Below are 15,767 nucleotides of genomic sequence, written 5' to 3' on the forward strand. Positions count from 1 at the left end.
AATGAGTCAGAGATCACTCAGGCTGTCTGGCGGTCGCTTGCGAGCATCCCGAAGATGAGGGTGTCGGTCCATTCGCCTTTCGACCACCAGTCCTTGCGCAGGTGGGCTTCCTGACGCATGCCGATCCTCTGAGCCAGCTTCGCCGAGGCGGTGTTCCGGGCATCCATCTGCGCGAACACCCGATGGAGACCGTAATGGTCGAAGGCGACGTTGAGCACGGCGATGGCCGCCTCCGTGGCGAAGCCGTGGCCACCGGCTGCCGGATCGAGGATCCACCCGATCTCCGCCTTCTCTTCACTGCCGTCTTCGAGCCAGAGCGCGATGTCACCGATGACCCGTGATCCCTCAAGCGAATCGAGTCCGTCGGCAGTCTCGATGACCAGCGCCAGGGCACGGGACTCGGTCTCGAGGCCTGTCCGCGGAATGCGTTTGGCGATCTGGGTCTCGGCCACCTCGGCGGTCCAGGAATCCTGGAGGAGGAACCGGGAGACGTCCTCGCGGGAGAGGATCCGCAGCTGTGCCTCGGCGTCGGATTCGACATAGGGGCGCAGACGCAAACGGTCGGTGGTCAGAGGCAGATCCACGGGGTCCATGGACTTACTCTGCCACGGGAACCTGTGCGCAGCACGAACGATGCCGGACGCTTCTCTGGAAGCATCCGGCATCGTTCGCGCTCACACGCAGTGAATCAGATGGCGCGGTGGAGCTGAGGTGGAGCAGTGAGGCCGTAGAGCCTCACCCACGGCTCAGGCGGGGAGGATCCCGCGGCGCTTGGCCATGCGGACCAGAGCCGATCCGCCGATGATCGCGGCCACGCCGAAGAATATCGCGGCACCGATCTCGACGCCGGTGCGCGGCAGGGTTCCGCCGCCACCGCCGGCCAGCCCCGGACCTTCGTTTCCGCCGCCGGAGGAGGCATTTCCTTCGCCTCCCTCGGAACCGCCGTTCGCGCCGGAGCCGCCGCCCGCGGCATCGGAGGTGCCGTCGGAGTCGTCGGATCCGTTCGAGTCCTGACCGCCCGCCGAACCGTCATTGCCGCCGGCATCGGATGAGCCGTTGGAGCCGTTCGCATCATCCGAGCCGTCTGCGTCATCGGTTCCGGCTGCATCGTCGTTGCCGTTCGCATCGTCGCCCGGGTCACCGGGAACCTCTGCGTCGGGATCGAGTCCCAGTCCGTCGGCGATCGTGTGGTGCATGTCCGTCTGGTCGGTCAGTCCGACGACGTTGGCCGCACCCGGGCCGTAGGCGGCGATGCGGATCTGTGTGCCGGTGTGACCCTGCGACTCCTCTTCGTCTGCGGTCGCGTAGTTCATGGTCATGTCGGTGCCGTCGGCGGTGGTCAGCGTTCGGGTGAGTCCCGGAGTGTCCGTGCCGGTGGAGACGATCTGGCTCGTGTGAGCGTGATCGGCGGTGGTGATGACGAGGGTCTCGCCGTCCTTCTTCGCGAAGTCGAGGGCTGTCTTGACCGCCTCGTCGAGGTCGACGGTCTCACCGATCTGACCGCACGGATTGGCCGCGTGGTCCTGCTTGTCGATGCTTGCTCCCTCGACCTGGAGGAAGAAGCCTTTGTCGTTGTCGAGCAGGTCGACGGCCTTATTCGTCAGCTGATCGAGCTTCGGAACCTCTGAGGTGCGCTCCGGGTTGTTCGTGCACTTCACTGCGGGTTCGGTAGCGCCTCCGTGAGTGGCCTTCGGTCCCTCCCAGCGAACGGGGAAATTGCCCTCCGTGAAGAGACCGAGCACCGGCGAATCCTGGTTCGCCTCGGTGACGGAGTCGAGTGAGCCGGAATCGTCGACGAGCTGGTAGCCGCGGTCCTCCGCCTGCTCACGCAGCGTCTTGTCCTTCCAGTCACCGGCTTTGGCCTTCTGCTCGAAGGAGGTCGAACCGCCGCCGAGCGTGACATCGGCGCGAGCGTTGAGGATCTGCTCGCTGATCGACCCGAGGCCGCCGTTCTCCAGCGCCTCACCGGAGCAGTCCTTGCTCGTCTCCTCGGGCCCGTAGCAGCCGCGAAGGCTGATGTGGGAGAGCTGCGCGGCAGGAGTCGCGTCCTGGATCTCGGCAGTGGAGACGTCGCCGGTCTTCATGCCCTTCGCGCGAGCCATTTCGATGAGGGTCTTGTGCGGGTTGCCCTTGCGGTCGACGCCCAGCGCACCGTTGTAGGTCTTCGTGCCCGAGGACCAGCCGGTCGCGCTCGCCGCGGAGTCGGTGACGTAGTCCGGCTTGCCGGTGTCCTTGTCCACCGCGTACGTCGTGTACTGCCCGGTCAGGGGCAGCTCATCGAGACCGTCGAACCGTCCGTGGGCGCCCTTCGCGTAGTTGCGGGCGGCGGTGATCTCCGAATCGCCCATGCCGTCGCCGATGAGGAGGATGACGTTCTTCGCGCCGGAGTCTTCGACCGCGTCGCGGATGGCGTCGGTGTTGTCCCCGTCGAGTTGACGGGCGCCGCCGGGTTCATCGATTCCCGCAGCCTGGGCGGGGCCGGCGTATCCGAAGAGTGCGAGGCTGAGTGCGCCGGTCGCCGCAGCGAGACGCAGTGTTTTCTTGGCCATGTGCTGTCCTTTCGTAGAGAGGCACAGGCGCTCACTGAGGGCGTGAATCCGCCGTGGTCAGAGAGATGACGGCGGCAGTTCACGAACGGGCGTGTGAGCGACGAGTGCGAGCAATCGCCACCCAACTTACTCAGCATTTTCACAAGTTGAGTGGAGGGAATGTGAAGCCTGAGTTAACTCGATGAATCCTCGTCGTTACGTGTCGCGCCCACCGCAGGCACTGGTGAGAAATGGCATCTGTGCAGGTGACTGCGGATTTCTAGTCTGTGAACATGACTTCATCGACAGCGCCCAACACAGTCCCTCACCCGCAGACTCATACCCCTCACCCGCAGACGGCGACCGACATCCAGCCTGCGGTCAATCTCACCCATCTGACCAAGAGCTTCGGCGACCTGCGGGCCGTCGACGGCCTCGATCTCTCCATCCGTCCCGGCGAAGTCGTCGCTTTCCTCGGACCCAACGGGGCCGGCAAGACGACGACGATCGACATGCTGCTCGGGCTCAGCCGACCCGATGAGGGATCGGTCGAGATCTTCGGCATGCCGCCTCGGCGGGCGGTCGCCCTCGGACTCGTCAGCTCGGTCATGCAGACCGGCGGTCTGCTCGATGACCTCACCCTCCGTGAAACCGTCGACTACACGTCCGCGATCTTCGCTTCCTCCCTCGACACCGACGTCGTCCTCGAACGCGCCGGCGGTGCATCGGTGACGGCAGGGGCGACCGACGAGCCTTCCGCCTCGGCGGCCGATGACGTCGCCGGTGCCGGTTCCTGTGCATTGTTCTCGGGGATCGACAGAATCGCCTCTCGAGTCGCCGAGCTGACCTCGACCGGTTCATCGGACTCGGCCGCGTCGGCCAGCACGTCGGCATAGGCGGCGACTTCGGCGCGGAAGTCGGCGTCGGTATCGGCCAGCGCCTGAGCCTCGGTGAGTTCTGAGTCGCTGAGCCCGCCGAGGGCCAGCCCGGCAGCCAGATAGTCACGATCTGCGCTCATCGGCTTGCCTCCAACTCTTCTCGCAGCTTCTTCATTCCGTCCCTGATCCGTGACTTGATGGTACCCAGGGGCACCTGGAGATTCTCAGAGATCTGGGTGTGGGTCATGCCTTGGTAGAAGGCCATGACGATCGGTTCGGCCTGCTCATCCGGGAGGATCCGCAGGGCCGAGACGGTCCGAGTCTGCACGGGCGATGACGATCTGCTCCACCTGGTCGCCTGCTTCGGCAGTGGTGCGGAGCCCGTCCGCATAGTCTCTGTCTTGTTGAGCCTGGACGCTGCGCACACAGTCGATGGCTCGCCTGCGGCACAGGGTGATCAGCCAATCCCGTCCGCTGCCGCGCCCCGGGTCGAAGCCCGAACACCGGGTCCGCACCTCGGTGAAGCAGTCCTGGAGGACCTCCTCGGCCAGTGTTCGGCTCTTGACGATTCGCAGGATGACGGCCATGAGGATGCGGGAGTGAGTGGTGAACAGCTCTTCGAATGCGGACCGGTCACCGTCGGCGATGCGGATCAGCAGGGCACCGCCGGGATCGTCGGAATCCGCCGGCTGGTGATCAGAACTCATTGCCCAATCATGCCATGCATGCAGAAACCGATCGCACCTTTCCCAGGTGAGCGAGTCGAGCGGGGTGGGTGCAGTGGTGGGAGCGTGTGCAGCAGAGACGGTCAATCGACGTTCGCCTGAAGCCGCATGAACCGGCGAGGAACCGAAAGCGGCCGGGAGCCGATCCTGTTGCTGCTGATCGGTTCCCGGCCACTGCATCGTGGTGCTCTCTCGCTGTGGACTCTCCGGTCACTTCTCCGGCATCATCACGGCGTCGACCATGTAGACCGTGGCGTTGGCGGTCTTGACTCCGCCGCATACCAGTCCGGCATCATCGAACTTCATGTCTTCGCCCTCACCGGAGATCTTCACCTTCGAACCTTCGGCGGTCTCGTGTTCACCGGCGATCTCATCGGGGGAGAGCTGTCCGGGGGTGACGTGGTAGGTCAGGACCTTCGTCAGCTGGTCCGAGTCCTTGGCCAGGGTGTCGAGGTCGTCCTTCGGCACATCGGCGAAGGCGTCGTCGATCGGGGCGATGACGGTGAACTCGTCGCCGTTGAGGGTGTCGACGAGGTCGACATCGGGATTGAGCTTGCCCGAGACCGCCTTGGTCAGGGTCGTGAGCATCGGGTTGTTCGAGGCGGCGGTGGCGACAGGATCCTGGCCCATGCCCTCGACAGAACCGGCCCCGTCCGGGTTCGCCTCCGCGTAAGCCGAGCAGCCCTTGCCGACGAGGTCGGAGTCGGCCATGGAAGAGTCGCCGGACTCATCGGGCATCTCGGACTCGCCCGAGTCAGCGGGCTGGGATTCGGAGCTGCCCGATTCCGAACCGGACTCCTCCCCGCCGGAACCGGAATCCATTCCGCAGCCGCTCAGAGCCAACAGGCCGATGGCGCCGGCCGAGAGGATGGTGGCGGTGCGTGTGCGAAGCAGTGTCTTCATTGTTCTTCTCCTAATCAACAGTGATGCGTATTCGCGCACAGCTGTGAAGTGATCTCCATTGCTCGCTGTGTACTGGGTATTCGGTGCGGTGCCCGGTTCGGATGGGTGGATGGGGAAGAAATGTTGAGAATCGTTTCGCTGAGGCGGCTCCGGAGGGACCGTCATTCGACGCGGAATTGGATGTGGTGGTGCCCGGTGGCCGAGTTCGGGATCGAATCCCGACGTTTCGCTGTCTGCACTGTGCCGTCCTTGTCCGTGGCACGCACGGTGAGGGTATGTGACCCCGCGGCCACCTCGGCGAATTCGGCCCGCCACTGTCGCCAGGTGTCGATCGTGACTTCCTCGGCGAGCTCGGCCCGCGTCCATTCACCGTCGTCGAGCTTGACCTCGACACGCTCGATCCCCGAACGCTGTGCCCAGGCGGTGCCGCCGACCCGGATGTCCCCGGCAGAGACCTTGGCCAATGGCCCCGGCACCTCGATGCGGGAGGCGACGAGGATGGGGGCCTTGGCATCCCACCCGCGGTCGGTCCAGTAGGCGGTCTTCTCATCGAAGCGGGTGACTTCGAGTTCGGTCACCCATTTCGTCGCGGAGACGAAACCGTAGAGTCCGGGAACGACGAGGCGGGCGGGGAAGCCGTGGATCGGGGTGAGCGGTTCGCCGTTCATCCCCACCGCCAGCAGGGCGGCGCGGTCATCGGTCAGTGCACCGATCGGCGTCGAAGCGGTGAATCCGTCGAAGGAATGGGAGAGGACCATATCGGCTTGCGAGCTCGGGCGGGCTCGGGCGAGGAGCTCGCGCACGGGATAGCCGAGCCAGGTCGCATTGCCGACGAGATCCCCGCCGACGGGATTGGATACGCAGGTAAGCGTGATGTGGTGTTCTTCCAGCGGCAGGTCGAGGACGTCGTCCATCGTCAGGGTGACCTCGTTCTCGACCATGCCGTGGATGCGCAGGGACCACTGTTCCGGGTCGATGACCGGCGGTGAGAGCACCGTGTCGATGCGGTAGAAATCCTTCGCCTCGGTGACGAAGGGGACAGTGCCGTCGACGTCGGTGCTCGCGGCGGCGGGGATCGCTGCCGCCTTCTTCGCGGGGGTGGGCAGAACCAGTTTGGCGATCGCGGCTCCGGCGTCCTGTGTCAGCGAGACAACGGTCTGACCAGCGGCGATGGTGACGGCCCCGATGTCGCCGATGGCTCCGGCCAGGCCGAAGAAGCGGCGGCGGCTCAAGGGTTCCGTGGTTCGCGAACCGCGGGCGACGCCGGGACTGTTGGTCGCCTCGGCGAGGGTTGCCGGTACTCCGAGGCGCAGCAGCACGACGAAGACCGCGACACCCACTGCAATGCCGATGAGCGTGGGAATGACGTCGATGGCACCCGCCTCCGAGCGCAGGATGATGACGATGGCGGGGACGAGCCCGGCGACGACCAGCAGTGTCGTGGCCAGACGCCGGTGGGAAACCGCCAGTGCTCCGATGAGACCGGCGAGGACGATCGCACCAAGGCCGGTGGAGAGGACGAGGACGAGTTTGTCGTTGTCGCCGAACAGGGCGATGACGGGTTTGATCGCCGCCGGGGGAGCCAGTGGGATGATCGCCTGACCGAGGGTGAGCAGGGGTGCCGCACTCGGGGTGAAGGCACGCGCGATGAGGTCTGCGAGACCGAACATCATGACTGCGGCGACGATGCCTGCCACGACGCCGCGGAAACGGTAGGCTGTACGGGTTTTCCAATTCATAGTGATCATTCGGAGCCGCCCGGATGGTGGATGGATCCCCGGGTTTCGTCACCGTTCATTCACTGAAACGCCAGTGACCTTGTTGCGCGCCTGTCGTAGCATGGTGAAATGACTGAGAACCCCGGATACGCCCAGCCGCAGGCTCCGACCGGAGACGCGGATGAGCCGAAGAGCCCGAGTGCGCCGATCTACACCGCCAAGGTCGAGAACATCGGCGGCACCTCCGGAGAGGTGCGCGTCGAAGACGGTCAGACCGTCGCCACAGCCCCGACCTCCCACGCCGACCAGGGCAGCAACCCTGAGCAGTTCCTCGGCATGGCCTGGGCGACCTGCCTCGGCGAAACCCTCAAGGTCGTCCTCTCCGTCAACGACATCGAAGCTCTTTCGTTGGTGCGTGTCGAGGTCGAACTGCATCAGGAGCCTTCCGGCAACGGCTTCTACTTCGCCCCGAAGGCATTCATCTCCATCGAAGGAGTCTCGGACGAGGACGCCGAGAAGTACGCCGCACGCGCTCACGCTCGCTGTCCGATCTCCAAGCTGCTCATGGGCAAGGGCACCGCGTCCATCGAGATCGAACCCTACAAGAACCCGGACGACTTCCAGCTCAGCTGAACTTTCCACCCACCTCGGCGGCGATCTGCGCCAACTGCACGGCCGCCTCAGCGGTCGAATGTGTCACGAACGCCCAGGTGGCCGCCTCGGCGAAGCGGAACGGATGCCGTTGCGCCGAACCGGATTACAGTGGCTGGTAGGACGCTCGGCACCGGGCCGGGCACGGAGCGACGAGAGGAGCCGAGGTGGAGATGGACCTGCAGGAGTTCCTGTTCCTCGCCCTCGACCTCACCGGCACTTTCGTCTTCGCAGTCTCCGGAGTGCTGCTGGCCGCGCGACGCAATTTCGACATCACCGGCGGGTTGGTGCTGGGCACGATGACGGGCATCGGCGGAGGCATGATCCGCGATGTGCTCCTCGACCGGGTGCCCAACGCCATCGGCCAACCGATCTACCTCGCCCCGCCGGTGATTGCGACACTGCTCATCTACATCATCGGCTCCCACATCTCCCGGGCACGGATCTGGATCGTCGCCTTCGACGCGATGGGCCTCGGCCTCTTCAGCGTCACCGGCACGACGATCGCGCTCGCCGCCGGGACGAACTATCCGGCGGCGCTGCTCATGGGTGCGCTGACCGCGTGCGGCGGCGGACTCATGCGCGATGCCGTGGCCAGTGAGGATCCGGCGATCTTCCGCGGCACCGACCTCTACCTCATCCCCGCCCTGTTCGGTTCGGGGCTGACGATCATCGCCGAGGTGACCGGACTGTTGGGTGCCATCGCCTCACTCATCATCGCGGCCGCCGCCTTCGGGTTCCGCATGTTCGCCTGGAAGCTGCAGTGGCGGGTGCCGCAGCCGATGCGGCAATGGTCGTACCGGGACACCGGACGGCGAGTGAAGAAGAAGCTGCCGTCGGTGTTCCGGAAACCGGACTGAGGGTGTGGCTTGAGGGATGGTGCTTGACCGGTTGAGGTTCGCGGTGGCGGATTTGAAACATCGATACCGGTATCAGTCGCTCGTGCTTGTGCGAGGATGAAATCATGAGTGAGACACCGCCCGGGCCACCGCCACCGGGGCCGCTTCCGTTGCACGAGGAAGAACCGGTCCCGACGTGGACACGCGACTTTCTGCGCGTGCTCGGGGTCTCGTTGTTTGGGGCACTGTTCTTCACCTTCTTCATCTGGTTCGCCTCGACGGGGCTGATGTACCAGCGGAACATGGCCGACAGAATTGAGGCAGATGGCCTCTGGGCAGGAATCATTGCTGGTGTAATTGCGCTTCTCTTTCCCTTCCTGTTCATGGAGCACAAGCGCAAGGACGACGGGTTCCGGCGTGAGGGTCTCGTCCCGCTGATTCTTCTCAGCGTCGTCGCTTCCGCAGTGATCGTCACGTTGGTGGCGCTGGTCTGGCCGTTCTTCCTCGGCGTGCGGGCCGTTCCCGGAACGGTGGCGGCGGAACTCAACGCCGATCCGGCGAGCTTCTTCCTCGTCCTGCTCTTCTTCATCGGCGGAATGGCGTGGAGTATGTGTGTGGTGATGCCGATGATGATCGGCGGCTTCAAGGTCGCGCTGTGGCTGCTGCTGCCGTTTATCGGATTCGTCTTCCTCATCGGCTTCGCCGGTGTGAGAGTCTTCGACAATCCGCCGAGCCTGCTCACCACGATGATCTGGGTGGCTGTGACGCTGACCGGCCTGGCGGTGCTGACCGTTCTCGCGGCACTGCGGAATGTCATCGACAAGCCGAAGGTCCAGATGACCGCCGCCGAACGCGATGTGGCCTACCAGAGGTACCTTGCGGACAGGCATCGGCGCGGACTGACGAACGAGAACCCGCTGCCGGGCATCGACGGACCTCAGCCGCCTCGGCGGTGAGTTGTCGGTATAGACGCGGCCATTCCCACCTGGAAAGATGAACGCATGAGTGAGCCGACGAGCAACTGGACGACCGATCCCGCCCCACTTCTCCGTGCCGGGGAGGGATTCCGCCTCGGCGAGGTCGATCCCGAATCCACTCCCGGCTACGACGGGGACAAGAAGAGCGGGAAGAAGGATCTCGAGGCGCTGTCCGCTGAACTCAACGACCTGCAGGAGCGCCTCTTCGCTGCTCATCATGACGAGGACTCCGGCCCCGCTGTCCTCCTGGTCCTGCAAGCCATGGACACCGCCGGCAAGGGCGGAATCGTCCGACACGTCGTCGGCGCCGTCGATCCGCAGGGCGTCGAGCTCGCCGCCTTCAAGAAACCGACTGAGGAGGAACTCGCCCACGACTTCCTTTGGCGCATCCGTCCGCGCGTGCCCGGGCCCGGCATGATCGGAGTCTTCGACCGCTCACACTACGAGGATGTGCTCATCGGCCGCGTTCGCAAACTCGCCGACGGGGCCGAGATCGAGCGCCGCTATACCGCCATCAGCGACTTCGAAGCTGAACTGGTCGCGGCGGGCGTGCGCATCGTCAAGGTCATGCTCCACATCTCTCCGGACGAGCAGAAAGAGCGTCTGGCCGAACGACTCGACCGGCCGGACAAGTACTGGAAATACAACCCGGGAGACGTCGAGGAACGCCTCCTGTGGCCGGATTATATGGACGCCTACCAGGCCGTCTTCGACCGCACCTCCACCGAGGCGGCGCCGTGGTTCGTCGTGCCCGCGAACCGGAAATGGTACGCCCGCTTGGCTGTGCAGCGATTGCTGCTCGACGTCCTCAAGGACATCGACCCGCAGTGGCCCGCCGCCGATTTCGACGTCGAGGTCGAGAAGAAGCGGCTCGCCGACAGCTGAGGGTCACGTCCTTACGGAACGGCGGTCCGCCTCGGCGAAGGATCTGCCGTGACGATTCGCGACGTCAGTCGCGACGGATGCTGAAGTCGACCTTCGTGGGGTGTTCGACGGTGCGGGAGACCGTGCAGTACTTGTCATGGGAGAGCCCGACGAGGCGTTCGATGCGGGCATCGGCCTTTCGGCCCTCCTCGTCGTCGGGGAACGCGAGGTCGAAATCGAGGTGGACGTTGTCCACCCTGGAAGCGCCGTCTTCGTCGATCTTGTCCGCGGTCGCAGAGACGTCGAACTTCGTGGGTTCGGTGTGACGGCTGGTCACGGTGTCGACGTCGATCGACGAGCAGCCAGCGACGGCGGCCAGGAGCAGTTCGACGGGGGTCATGAGGCCTTCGCCGCGGCCGAATTCGATGCTTGCTCCGCTCGGGGCGGTGGCGCGGTAGTGGTTCTCGGCGATGCGGGTCAGTTCGATGCTGCGGATGTCTTCACTCATGCCCTAATGATGGCAGACTTGCGGGGTTGCAGGAGCTGGAACCATCAGGCTTTGGTGAAGTCGACCTCGCTCGATTCCTGAACGCGAGCCTGCCGGCCGGGACCGGATTCGAACTGCCAATACAGGTTCGTGTGGGACACGACCTGCTCCGGCGGGGGCGCACCCCATTCGGTGAGGTCTTCGGTGGTGTGCGCGTCGGAGACCAGCGTGACATCGTAGCCGCGGGCGAAGCCGCCGTGGATCGTCGAGCGCACGCAGGCATCCGATTGGGCACCGGTGACGACGAGGTGGCCGACGTCCTTTCCGGCGAGCACCTCCTCGAAGTCCGTGTCCTCGAATGTATTGCCGAGGGTCTTCTCGATGATCGCTTCGCCCTCAGCGGGGGAGAGCGTGTCGACGATCTGCCATTGCGGGGAATTGATCGGCAGCTCACCGGAGCTGTGCCGGACCCAGACCACCTCGGTGCCGGTGTTCCGGGCACGGTCGACGAGATCGGAGATCGTGGAGATGACCGATTCGGAGTTCCAACTGGCTTGCATGACGCCGTTTTGGACGTCGATGACGATAAGGGCGGAGTTCGGGCGGGCGGACGCCGGCGGTTGAGCTGTGGACATAGGTTCCTCCTTGATCAAGGATTATTGTCCTCGCCTCGGTCCCAGCAGACAAGAGGTCGGTGCCGGTCCGCTCCGCCGGTGTGAGAATAGGCGAGTGAGCGATTCCTCCGAGGACAACGGCGACGAGGTGGGCGTCGGCAAAGTTGGCGCGGGCAGTGCGGCCGCGGGCAAAGCGGGCGACAGCAGTGCCGCCGGTCCGCGCCGTTTCAGCGTCCTGCGCAGCTGGAAGACCGCGCCCTACCTGATCGGATCGGGTACGGCGATGATGGGCGACAATATCGAGCACGTCATCACCTACTGGGTGCTGTGGCAGAAGTTCGAGTCGCCGGCGCTCGTCGGGTTCCAGCTCATCAGCCATTGGCTGCCCTTCCTTCTGCTGTCCGTCTATGCGGGATCCCTGGCCGAACGATTCGACTGCCGCCGCCTCATCCAGATCGGGCAGATCATGTTCATGGTCGTGTCCCTGTGCTGGGGGATCCTCTTCCTCACCGACTCCCTGCAGCTGTGGCAGGCCTGCGTGCTGCTCGTCATCCATGGCCTGGCCGGTTGTCTGTGGGGCCCGGCCGAACAGATGATGCTGCATGACTTCGTCGATCGGAAGGAGCTGCCGAGCGCGGTCCGGCTCAATGCGACGTTCCGCAGCCTCGGCATCCTCTTCGGTCCCGTCGTCGGTTCCGCTCTGCTGCTCGGAGTCGGTGCCACGTGGGGCATCTTCATCAACATCGTCTTCTATCTGCCGCTGACGATCTTCCTCATCCGCACACCCTTCACCGGACATCTGCGCAGCGGAGGTGTGCGCACCGCGCGGACGACTCTCAGCCAGTCGCTGCGGGTGCTCATCGACGTCCGCCATAATCGCGCGATCGTCGGAATGCTGCTGCTGGCCGCGCTCGCGTCGACGACGATCGGGGCGGTGCTGCAGACGGCGATGCCGGTGTTCGGCGACATCCTCAACCCGGTCGGCGGGGACAGCGACTTCACCTATGGCGTGCTGCTCTTCGCCATGGGTGCAGGCGGAGTACTCGGGGGCTTCGGGCTCGAGGCGACCGGGTGGATCAAGGCCGTCCCGGCTGCCGCAGCACTGGCCGCCGCGGCGATGGGCCTGAGTGCGCTGCTCTTCGCCCTGACCTCGCACCTGTGGGTGGCGGTCATCCTGTTGGTGATCGCCGGGGTTTCGAAGATCACTGCCGAGTCGACCGAGATGGCCATCATCCAACTCGAGGCGCCGTCGGAGATCCGCGGACGCGTCATCGGCTCCTATGCGACGTTCGGCCCCGGCATGCAGACCTTCTCCGGAGTCACCGTGGGAGTGCTCGGCACGATCGCCACGATCCCCGGAGCCGTCATCATCGGCGGCACGGTCCTGGCCATCGGAGCTGTGGCCATCGGCACCTACGCCATCACAGGAAGGCGCAACCCCCATGCCCCAATTGCTACCTGACGGCGGCGCAGCAACCTGGCGCCAGGTATCTGGGCCGCCGTCACCTGCTTCTGCGCGGGAATTCGGTGTGCGGTCGCTCGGCTTCGCCCACGTCAAAGGCACACGGCATGAGGCCCGACCGAGAGCAGTCGTCGACGCGCACGGACCGGTCGGAGACCGTGAGTTCTGCTTCGTCGATGTCGAGCGACAGCAGGTGCTCAAGACCGTGCAGAATCCACGGCTCATCCGCATGACCACCTCACTCGTCGACGACACACTGACGATCACGCTGCCCGACGGGCGCTCTGCCTCTGGGAGGCCAGTAGGCTCAGGCGAGCGCCTGACCTGCTATTACTGGAAGCGACCGGTCGACCTCGAACTCACTGACGGTCAGCATTCGGCGCTCGCCTCAGAGTTTCTGGGAAAGCCGGTTCGGCTGGCCCGCGCACTTCGTGGAGATGTGGTCTACGGAGCTGGCTTGTCGATCGTCACGACTGCTTCGATGAGGGAACTCGCCGACCGGTCCGGTCACCACGAGCTGCTTGATGAGGCCGCCCGCTTTCGTGCCACCCTCGTCCTCGACACGGACGAACCCTTCATCGAAGAGACCTGGCGAGGCCGGGACGTGACGGTGAACGTGCCGGACGTCGGCGCGCTGCGTGTGCGGATCGGGAGTCCGATTGCGCGGTGTGCCATCCTCGATCTAGACCCGATCACTGGGGAGCGGGGCAGCAATCTGCTCAAGACGCTTGCAGTCAGCCGCCCGCGAAATGAGGCGGGTGAACCGTACTTCGGCGTCAATGCCGAGGTCATCGAAACCTCTGCTGCTCCGGACACCTGATCGGCCACGTCCCAACGCAGGTGACGGCGGCCCAGATACCTGGCGCCAGGTTGCTGCGCCGCCGTCGGGCAGCAATTAGGTGACGGCGCCGCGGACCTTGTGCGCCGGGGTGTCCCAAAGTCGGTTGTCGAGGATGTCGCGCAGGGCCTCGACGGTGTCCCACACCTCGGTGAACCCGATGTAGAGCGGGGTCAATCCGAACCGCAGCACCTCCGGCTCACGGTAGTCGCCGATGATTCCGCGTTCGAAGAGCGCGCTCATCACCGCAAACCCCTCCGGATGCCGGATCGAGACCTGGGACCCGCGATGGGCGTGCTCACGTGGGGTGACGACCTCGACCGGGTGATCGGCCAGACGCTCATCGACGAGGTCGATGAATAGGTCCGACAAGGCCAGGGACTTCTCCCGGACCTGTTCCATGTCCGACCGCGAGTGGATGTCGAGGCCGAGCTCTGCCACGGACATCGACAGGATTCCCTGCGTTCCGGTGAGGTAGCGGCGGATGCCTTCGGCGGGCCGGTAGTCCGGGGCCATATCGAAGGGCTGCGCATGCGACCACCACCCCGACAGAGGCTGGCTGAACCGGTTCTGCAGCGCCTCGGCGACCCAGATGAACGCGGGAGAGCCAGGTCCGCCATTGAGGAACTTGTACGTGCAGCCGATCGCCATGTCCGCACCGGTTCCGGCCAGATCGATGGGCAGAGCACCGGCCGAATGGCACAGATCCCAGATGACCATGGCTCCGCCGGAATGGATCGCCGAGGTGGTCGTGCCCATATCGAAGAGCCTCCCCGTCCGGTAGTTCACATGGGTGAGGACGACGAGGGCCACCTCGTCGGACATCGTGGTCGGGAACCCTGCGGTGACTTCCTCATCGTCGACGAGGCGGACTTCGTAGCCGTCTCCGAGCTGCTCGGCCAATCCCTGAAGCATGTAGATATCGGAGGGAAAGTTCTCCCGCTGGGTGAGGAGGACCCGCCGGTCCGGAGAGTCCTCGGCCTGCATCTTCAGCGCCGCCGAGGCGGCCTTGAACAGATTGATCGACGTGGTGTCGGTGACGACGGTGGACCCGGCCCCGCCGCCGACTATCCCGGAGACCTTCTCACCCAACTTTGCCGGCAGGTCCCACCAACCGGCGGTGTTCCATGACCCGATGAGGCCGGTGCCCCATTCGTCGGTGATGACTTCCTGGGCGCGTTCGGCCGAGCCCTTAGTCCGGGGGCCGAGAGAGTTCCCGTCGAGGTAGATCGTGCCTTTCGGGAGCAGAAACTCCTCGCGGCAAGCACGTAGAGGATCGTTCGCATCGCGCTGTTCGCAGTCCGCGCGGGTGATTGAAGTCGGGGAGCCAGTTGAGTTCGCTGCGGTGGCTGTCCGGTCAGAGGTCGTCATCGTCGCCTTCCGCGTGGTGGGGGAGCCGGTGGGTTCGTCTGCCTTCCAGGCTACCGTGCGTCGGCTGATGACGATCTAAGTCCTGCTCATGACGCCAGAGGACGGCAATCGACGCTGCGGAGGGCGCTGCCTGGCGAACATTCTTAGTCTGAGATCAGCACCGACCAGCACGATCTCGACCGCATGCTCGCCGATTCGATCAGGAGCCCACCATCATGACTGCAACCACCACCGAGTTCGACACCACCATCGCCATCAGCGACGAAGAACGCGCTACGCGACTGACCACCGCCGGAAACGCATGGAACGAACGACTGGCCGCCTCGGCGAAGAACGGGCAGCTGACTTTCTCGGCCTCGGGCACCGCCTGCGGTTCGGTGTCCTCACTGATCACCGCCGGCCGCCACACCTTCACCGTCGACGAACCGACCCCGCTGGCCGGGGACGACGCCGCCCCGAACCCCGTCGAATACGCCCTCGGCGCACTCCTCTCCTGCCAGGTCGTCGTCTACCGCCTCTACGCCCAGAACCTCGGACTGACCATCGACGAACTCGATGTCAGCGCTGAAGGCGACCTGGATGTGCGGGGACTCTTCGGCGCCGATGAGACCGTGCGCCCCGGATTCTCGTCCGTCCGCGTGAGCGTCAACATCGCCGGACCCGACAGCAACGAGGACTACCAGAAGCTGCAGGAGACCGTGGACGCTCATTGCCCCGTCTTCGACATCTTCACCAACCCGACCCCGATCGACGTCACCGTCACGAAGACCAACTGACCTCCCAGGACTACTGTGAGTATTGATGGTGGCTGGTCTGGGACTGGCTGGCAGAGTAGGAACTGACCGTCCCATCGATCATCATGACCCTCAGAACTACTGACTCGAACGATGTCCTCGTCGGGATCTGTCTGAT

17 protein-coding genes are annotated in these 15,767 nt (G+C 64.9%); 8 read left to right on the forward strand and 9 right to left on the reverse strand.

Annotation, left to right across the window (positions count from 1 at the left end; all coding sequences use genetic code 11):
• Positions 1-17: 17 nt before the first annotated feature.
• Together BI49514_RS14255 and phoA are read right to left on the reverse strand one after the other, a co-directional pair.
• On the reverse strand, positions 18-593 hold the full coding sequence (locus BI49514_RS14255) for a GNAT family N-acetyltransferase (protein ID WP_101547137.1): 576 nt from the start codon (positions 591-593) through the stop codon (positions 18-20).
• Between the two features lie 153 nt (positions 594-746).
• Positions 747-2,549: an alkaline phosphatase gene (phoA, locus tag BI49514_RS14260; protein WP_101547138.1), complete on the reverse strand. Its 1,803-nt coding sequence runs from the start codon at positions 2,547-2,549 to the stop codon at positions 747-749.
• 272 nt (positions 2,550-2,821) lie between these two features.
• Between phoA and BI49514_RS17210 the strand changes: the two genes are divergently transcribed.
• Positions 2,822-3,424: an ATP-binding cassette domain-containing protein gene (locus tag BI49514_RS17210; RefSeq protein WP_338063779.1), complete on the forward strand. Its 603-nt coding sequence runs from the start codon at positions 2,822-2,824 to the stop codon at positions 3,422-3,424.
• 118 nt (positions 3,425-3,542) lie between these two features.
• On the opposite strand, the gene BI49514_RS17215 is transcribed toward BI49514_RS17210, so the two are convergent.
• The 4 genes from BI49514_RS17215 to BI49514_RS14285 all read right to left on the reverse strand — a co-directional run bounded on the left by BI49514_RS17215 (position 3,543) and on the right by BI49514_RS14285 (position 6,773).
• The gene (locus BI49514_RS17215; RefSeq protein ID WP_338063780.1) at positions 3,543-3,797 is read right to left on the reverse strand and encodes a sigma factor-like helix-turn-helix DNA-binding protein; all 255 of its coding nucleotides are present in this window, start codon (positions 3,795-3,797) and stop codon (positions 3,543-3,545) included.
• Entirely contained in the window at positions 3,691-4,113 is a 423-nt protein-coding gene (locus BI49514_RS14275; RefSeq protein ID WP_244195262.1) for a sigma factor, read from the reverse strand. The genes BI49514_RS17215 and BI49514_RS14275 overlap by 107 nt, the downstream gene beginning before the upstream one ends.
• A gap of 228 nt (positions 4,114-4,341) precedes the next feature.
• Positions 4,342-5,034, reverse strand: coding sequence for a fasciclin domain-containing protein (locus BI49514_RS14280; protein WP_101547139.1), 693 nt, complete (start codon positions 5,032-5,034; stop codon positions 4,342-4,344).
• Between the two features lie 161 nt (positions 5,035-5,195).
• Positions 5,196-6,773 carry a molybdopterin-dependent oxidoreductase gene (locus BI49514_RS14285; RefSeq protein ID WP_101547140.1) on the reverse strand — a complete coding sequence of 526 codons (1,578 nt, stop codon included), beginning with the start codon at positions 6,771-6,773 and terminating at the stop codon, positions 5,196-5,198.
• Between the two features lie 108 nt (positions 6,774-6,881).
• On the opposite strand from BI49514_RS14285, the gene BI49514_RS14290 reads away from it, so the two are divergent.
• The 4 genes from BI49514_RS14290 to BI49514_RS14305 all read left to right on the forward strand — a co-directional run bounded on the left by BI49514_RS14290 (position 6,882) and on the right by BI49514_RS14305 (position 10,104).
• The gene (locus tag BI49514_RS14290; protein ID WP_101547141.1) at positions 6,882-7,385 is read left to right on the forward strand and encodes an OsmC family protein; all 504 of its coding nucleotides are present in this window, start codon (positions 6,882-6,884) and stop codon (positions 7,383-7,385) included.
• 191 nt (positions 7,386-7,576) lie between these two features.
• The gene (locus tag BI49514_RS14295) at positions 7,577-8,263 is read left to right on the forward strand and encodes a trimeric intracellular cation channel family protein (RefSeq protein WP_101547154.1); all 687 of its coding nucleotides are present in this window, start codon (positions 7,577-7,579) and stop codon (positions 8,261-8,263) included.
• Positions 8,264-8,367: 104 nt separating this feature from the next.
• Positions 8,368-9,198, forward strand: coding sequence for a hypothetical protein (locus BI49514_RS14300; protein WP_145996231.1), 831 nt, complete (start codon positions 8,368-8,370; stop codon positions 9,196-9,198).
• A gap of 45 nt (positions 9,199-9,243) precedes the next feature.
• Positions 9,244-10,104, forward strand: coding sequence for a polyphosphate kinase 2 family protein (locus BI49514_RS14305; protein ID WP_101547143.1), 861 nt, complete (start codon positions 9,244-9,246; stop codon positions 10,102-10,104).
• A gap of 64 nt (positions 10,105-10,168) precedes the next feature.
• Here the strand turns inward: BI49514_RS14305 and BI49514_RS14310 are convergent, their stop codons facing one another.
• Entirely contained in the window at positions 10,169-10,591 is a 423-nt protein-coding gene (locus BI49514_RS14310) for an OsmC family protein (RefSeq protein WP_101547144.1), read from the reverse strand.
• A 44-nt stretch (positions 10,592-10,635) separates the two neighbouring features.
• A complete protein-coding gene (locus BI49514_RS14315; RefSeq protein WP_101547145.1) occupies positions 10,636-11,205 on the reverse strand; it encodes a cysteine hydrolase family protein in 570 nt (189 codons plus the stop codon).
• A gap of 94 nt (positions 11,206-11,299) precedes the next feature.
• Here BI49514_RS14315 and BI49514_RS14320 point away from each other — a divergent pair, with 94 nt between their 5' ends.
• Positions 11,300-12,646 carry an MFS transporter gene (locus tag BI49514_RS14320; protein WP_244195261.1) on the forward strand — a complete coding sequence of 449 codons (1,347 nt, stop codon included), beginning with the start codon at positions 11,300-11,302 and terminating at the stop codon, positions 12,644-12,646.
• Positions 12,627-13,466 carry an MOSC domain-containing protein gene (locus BI49514_RS14325; RefSeq protein ID WP_101547146.1) on the forward strand — a complete coding sequence of 280 codons (840 nt, stop codon included), beginning with the start codon at positions 12,627-12,629 and terminating at the stop codon, positions 13,464-13,466. Before BI49514_RS14320 ends, BI49514_RS14325 begins: the two co-directional genes overlap by 20 nt.
• Before the next feature lie 75 nt (positions 13,467-13,541).
• Here the strand turns inward: BI49514_RS14325 and kynU are convergent, their stop codons facing one another.
• Positions 13,542-14,855 carry a kynureninase gene (kynU, locus tag BI49514_RS14330; RefSeq protein ID WP_101547147.1) on the reverse strand — a complete coding sequence of 438 codons (1,314 nt, stop codon included), beginning with the start codon at positions 14,853-14,855 and terminating at the stop codon, positions 13,542-13,544.
• A 215-nt stretch (positions 14,856-15,070) separates the two neighbouring features.
• Here kynU and BI49514_RS14335 point away from each other — a divergent pair, with 215 nt between their 5' ends.
• Entirely contained in the window at positions 15,071-15,631 is a 561-nt protein-coding gene (locus BI49514_RS14335) for an OsmC family protein (RefSeq protein WP_101547148.1), read from the forward strand.
• The last annotated feature ends 136 nt before the right edge of the window (positions 15,632-15,767 follow it).

It is taken from the genome of Brevibacterium iodinum ATCC 49514 (assembly GCF_900169265.1).
GTDB lineage: Bacteria > Actinomycetota > Actinomycetes > Actinomycetales > Brevibacteriaceae > Brevibacterium > Brevibacterium iodinum.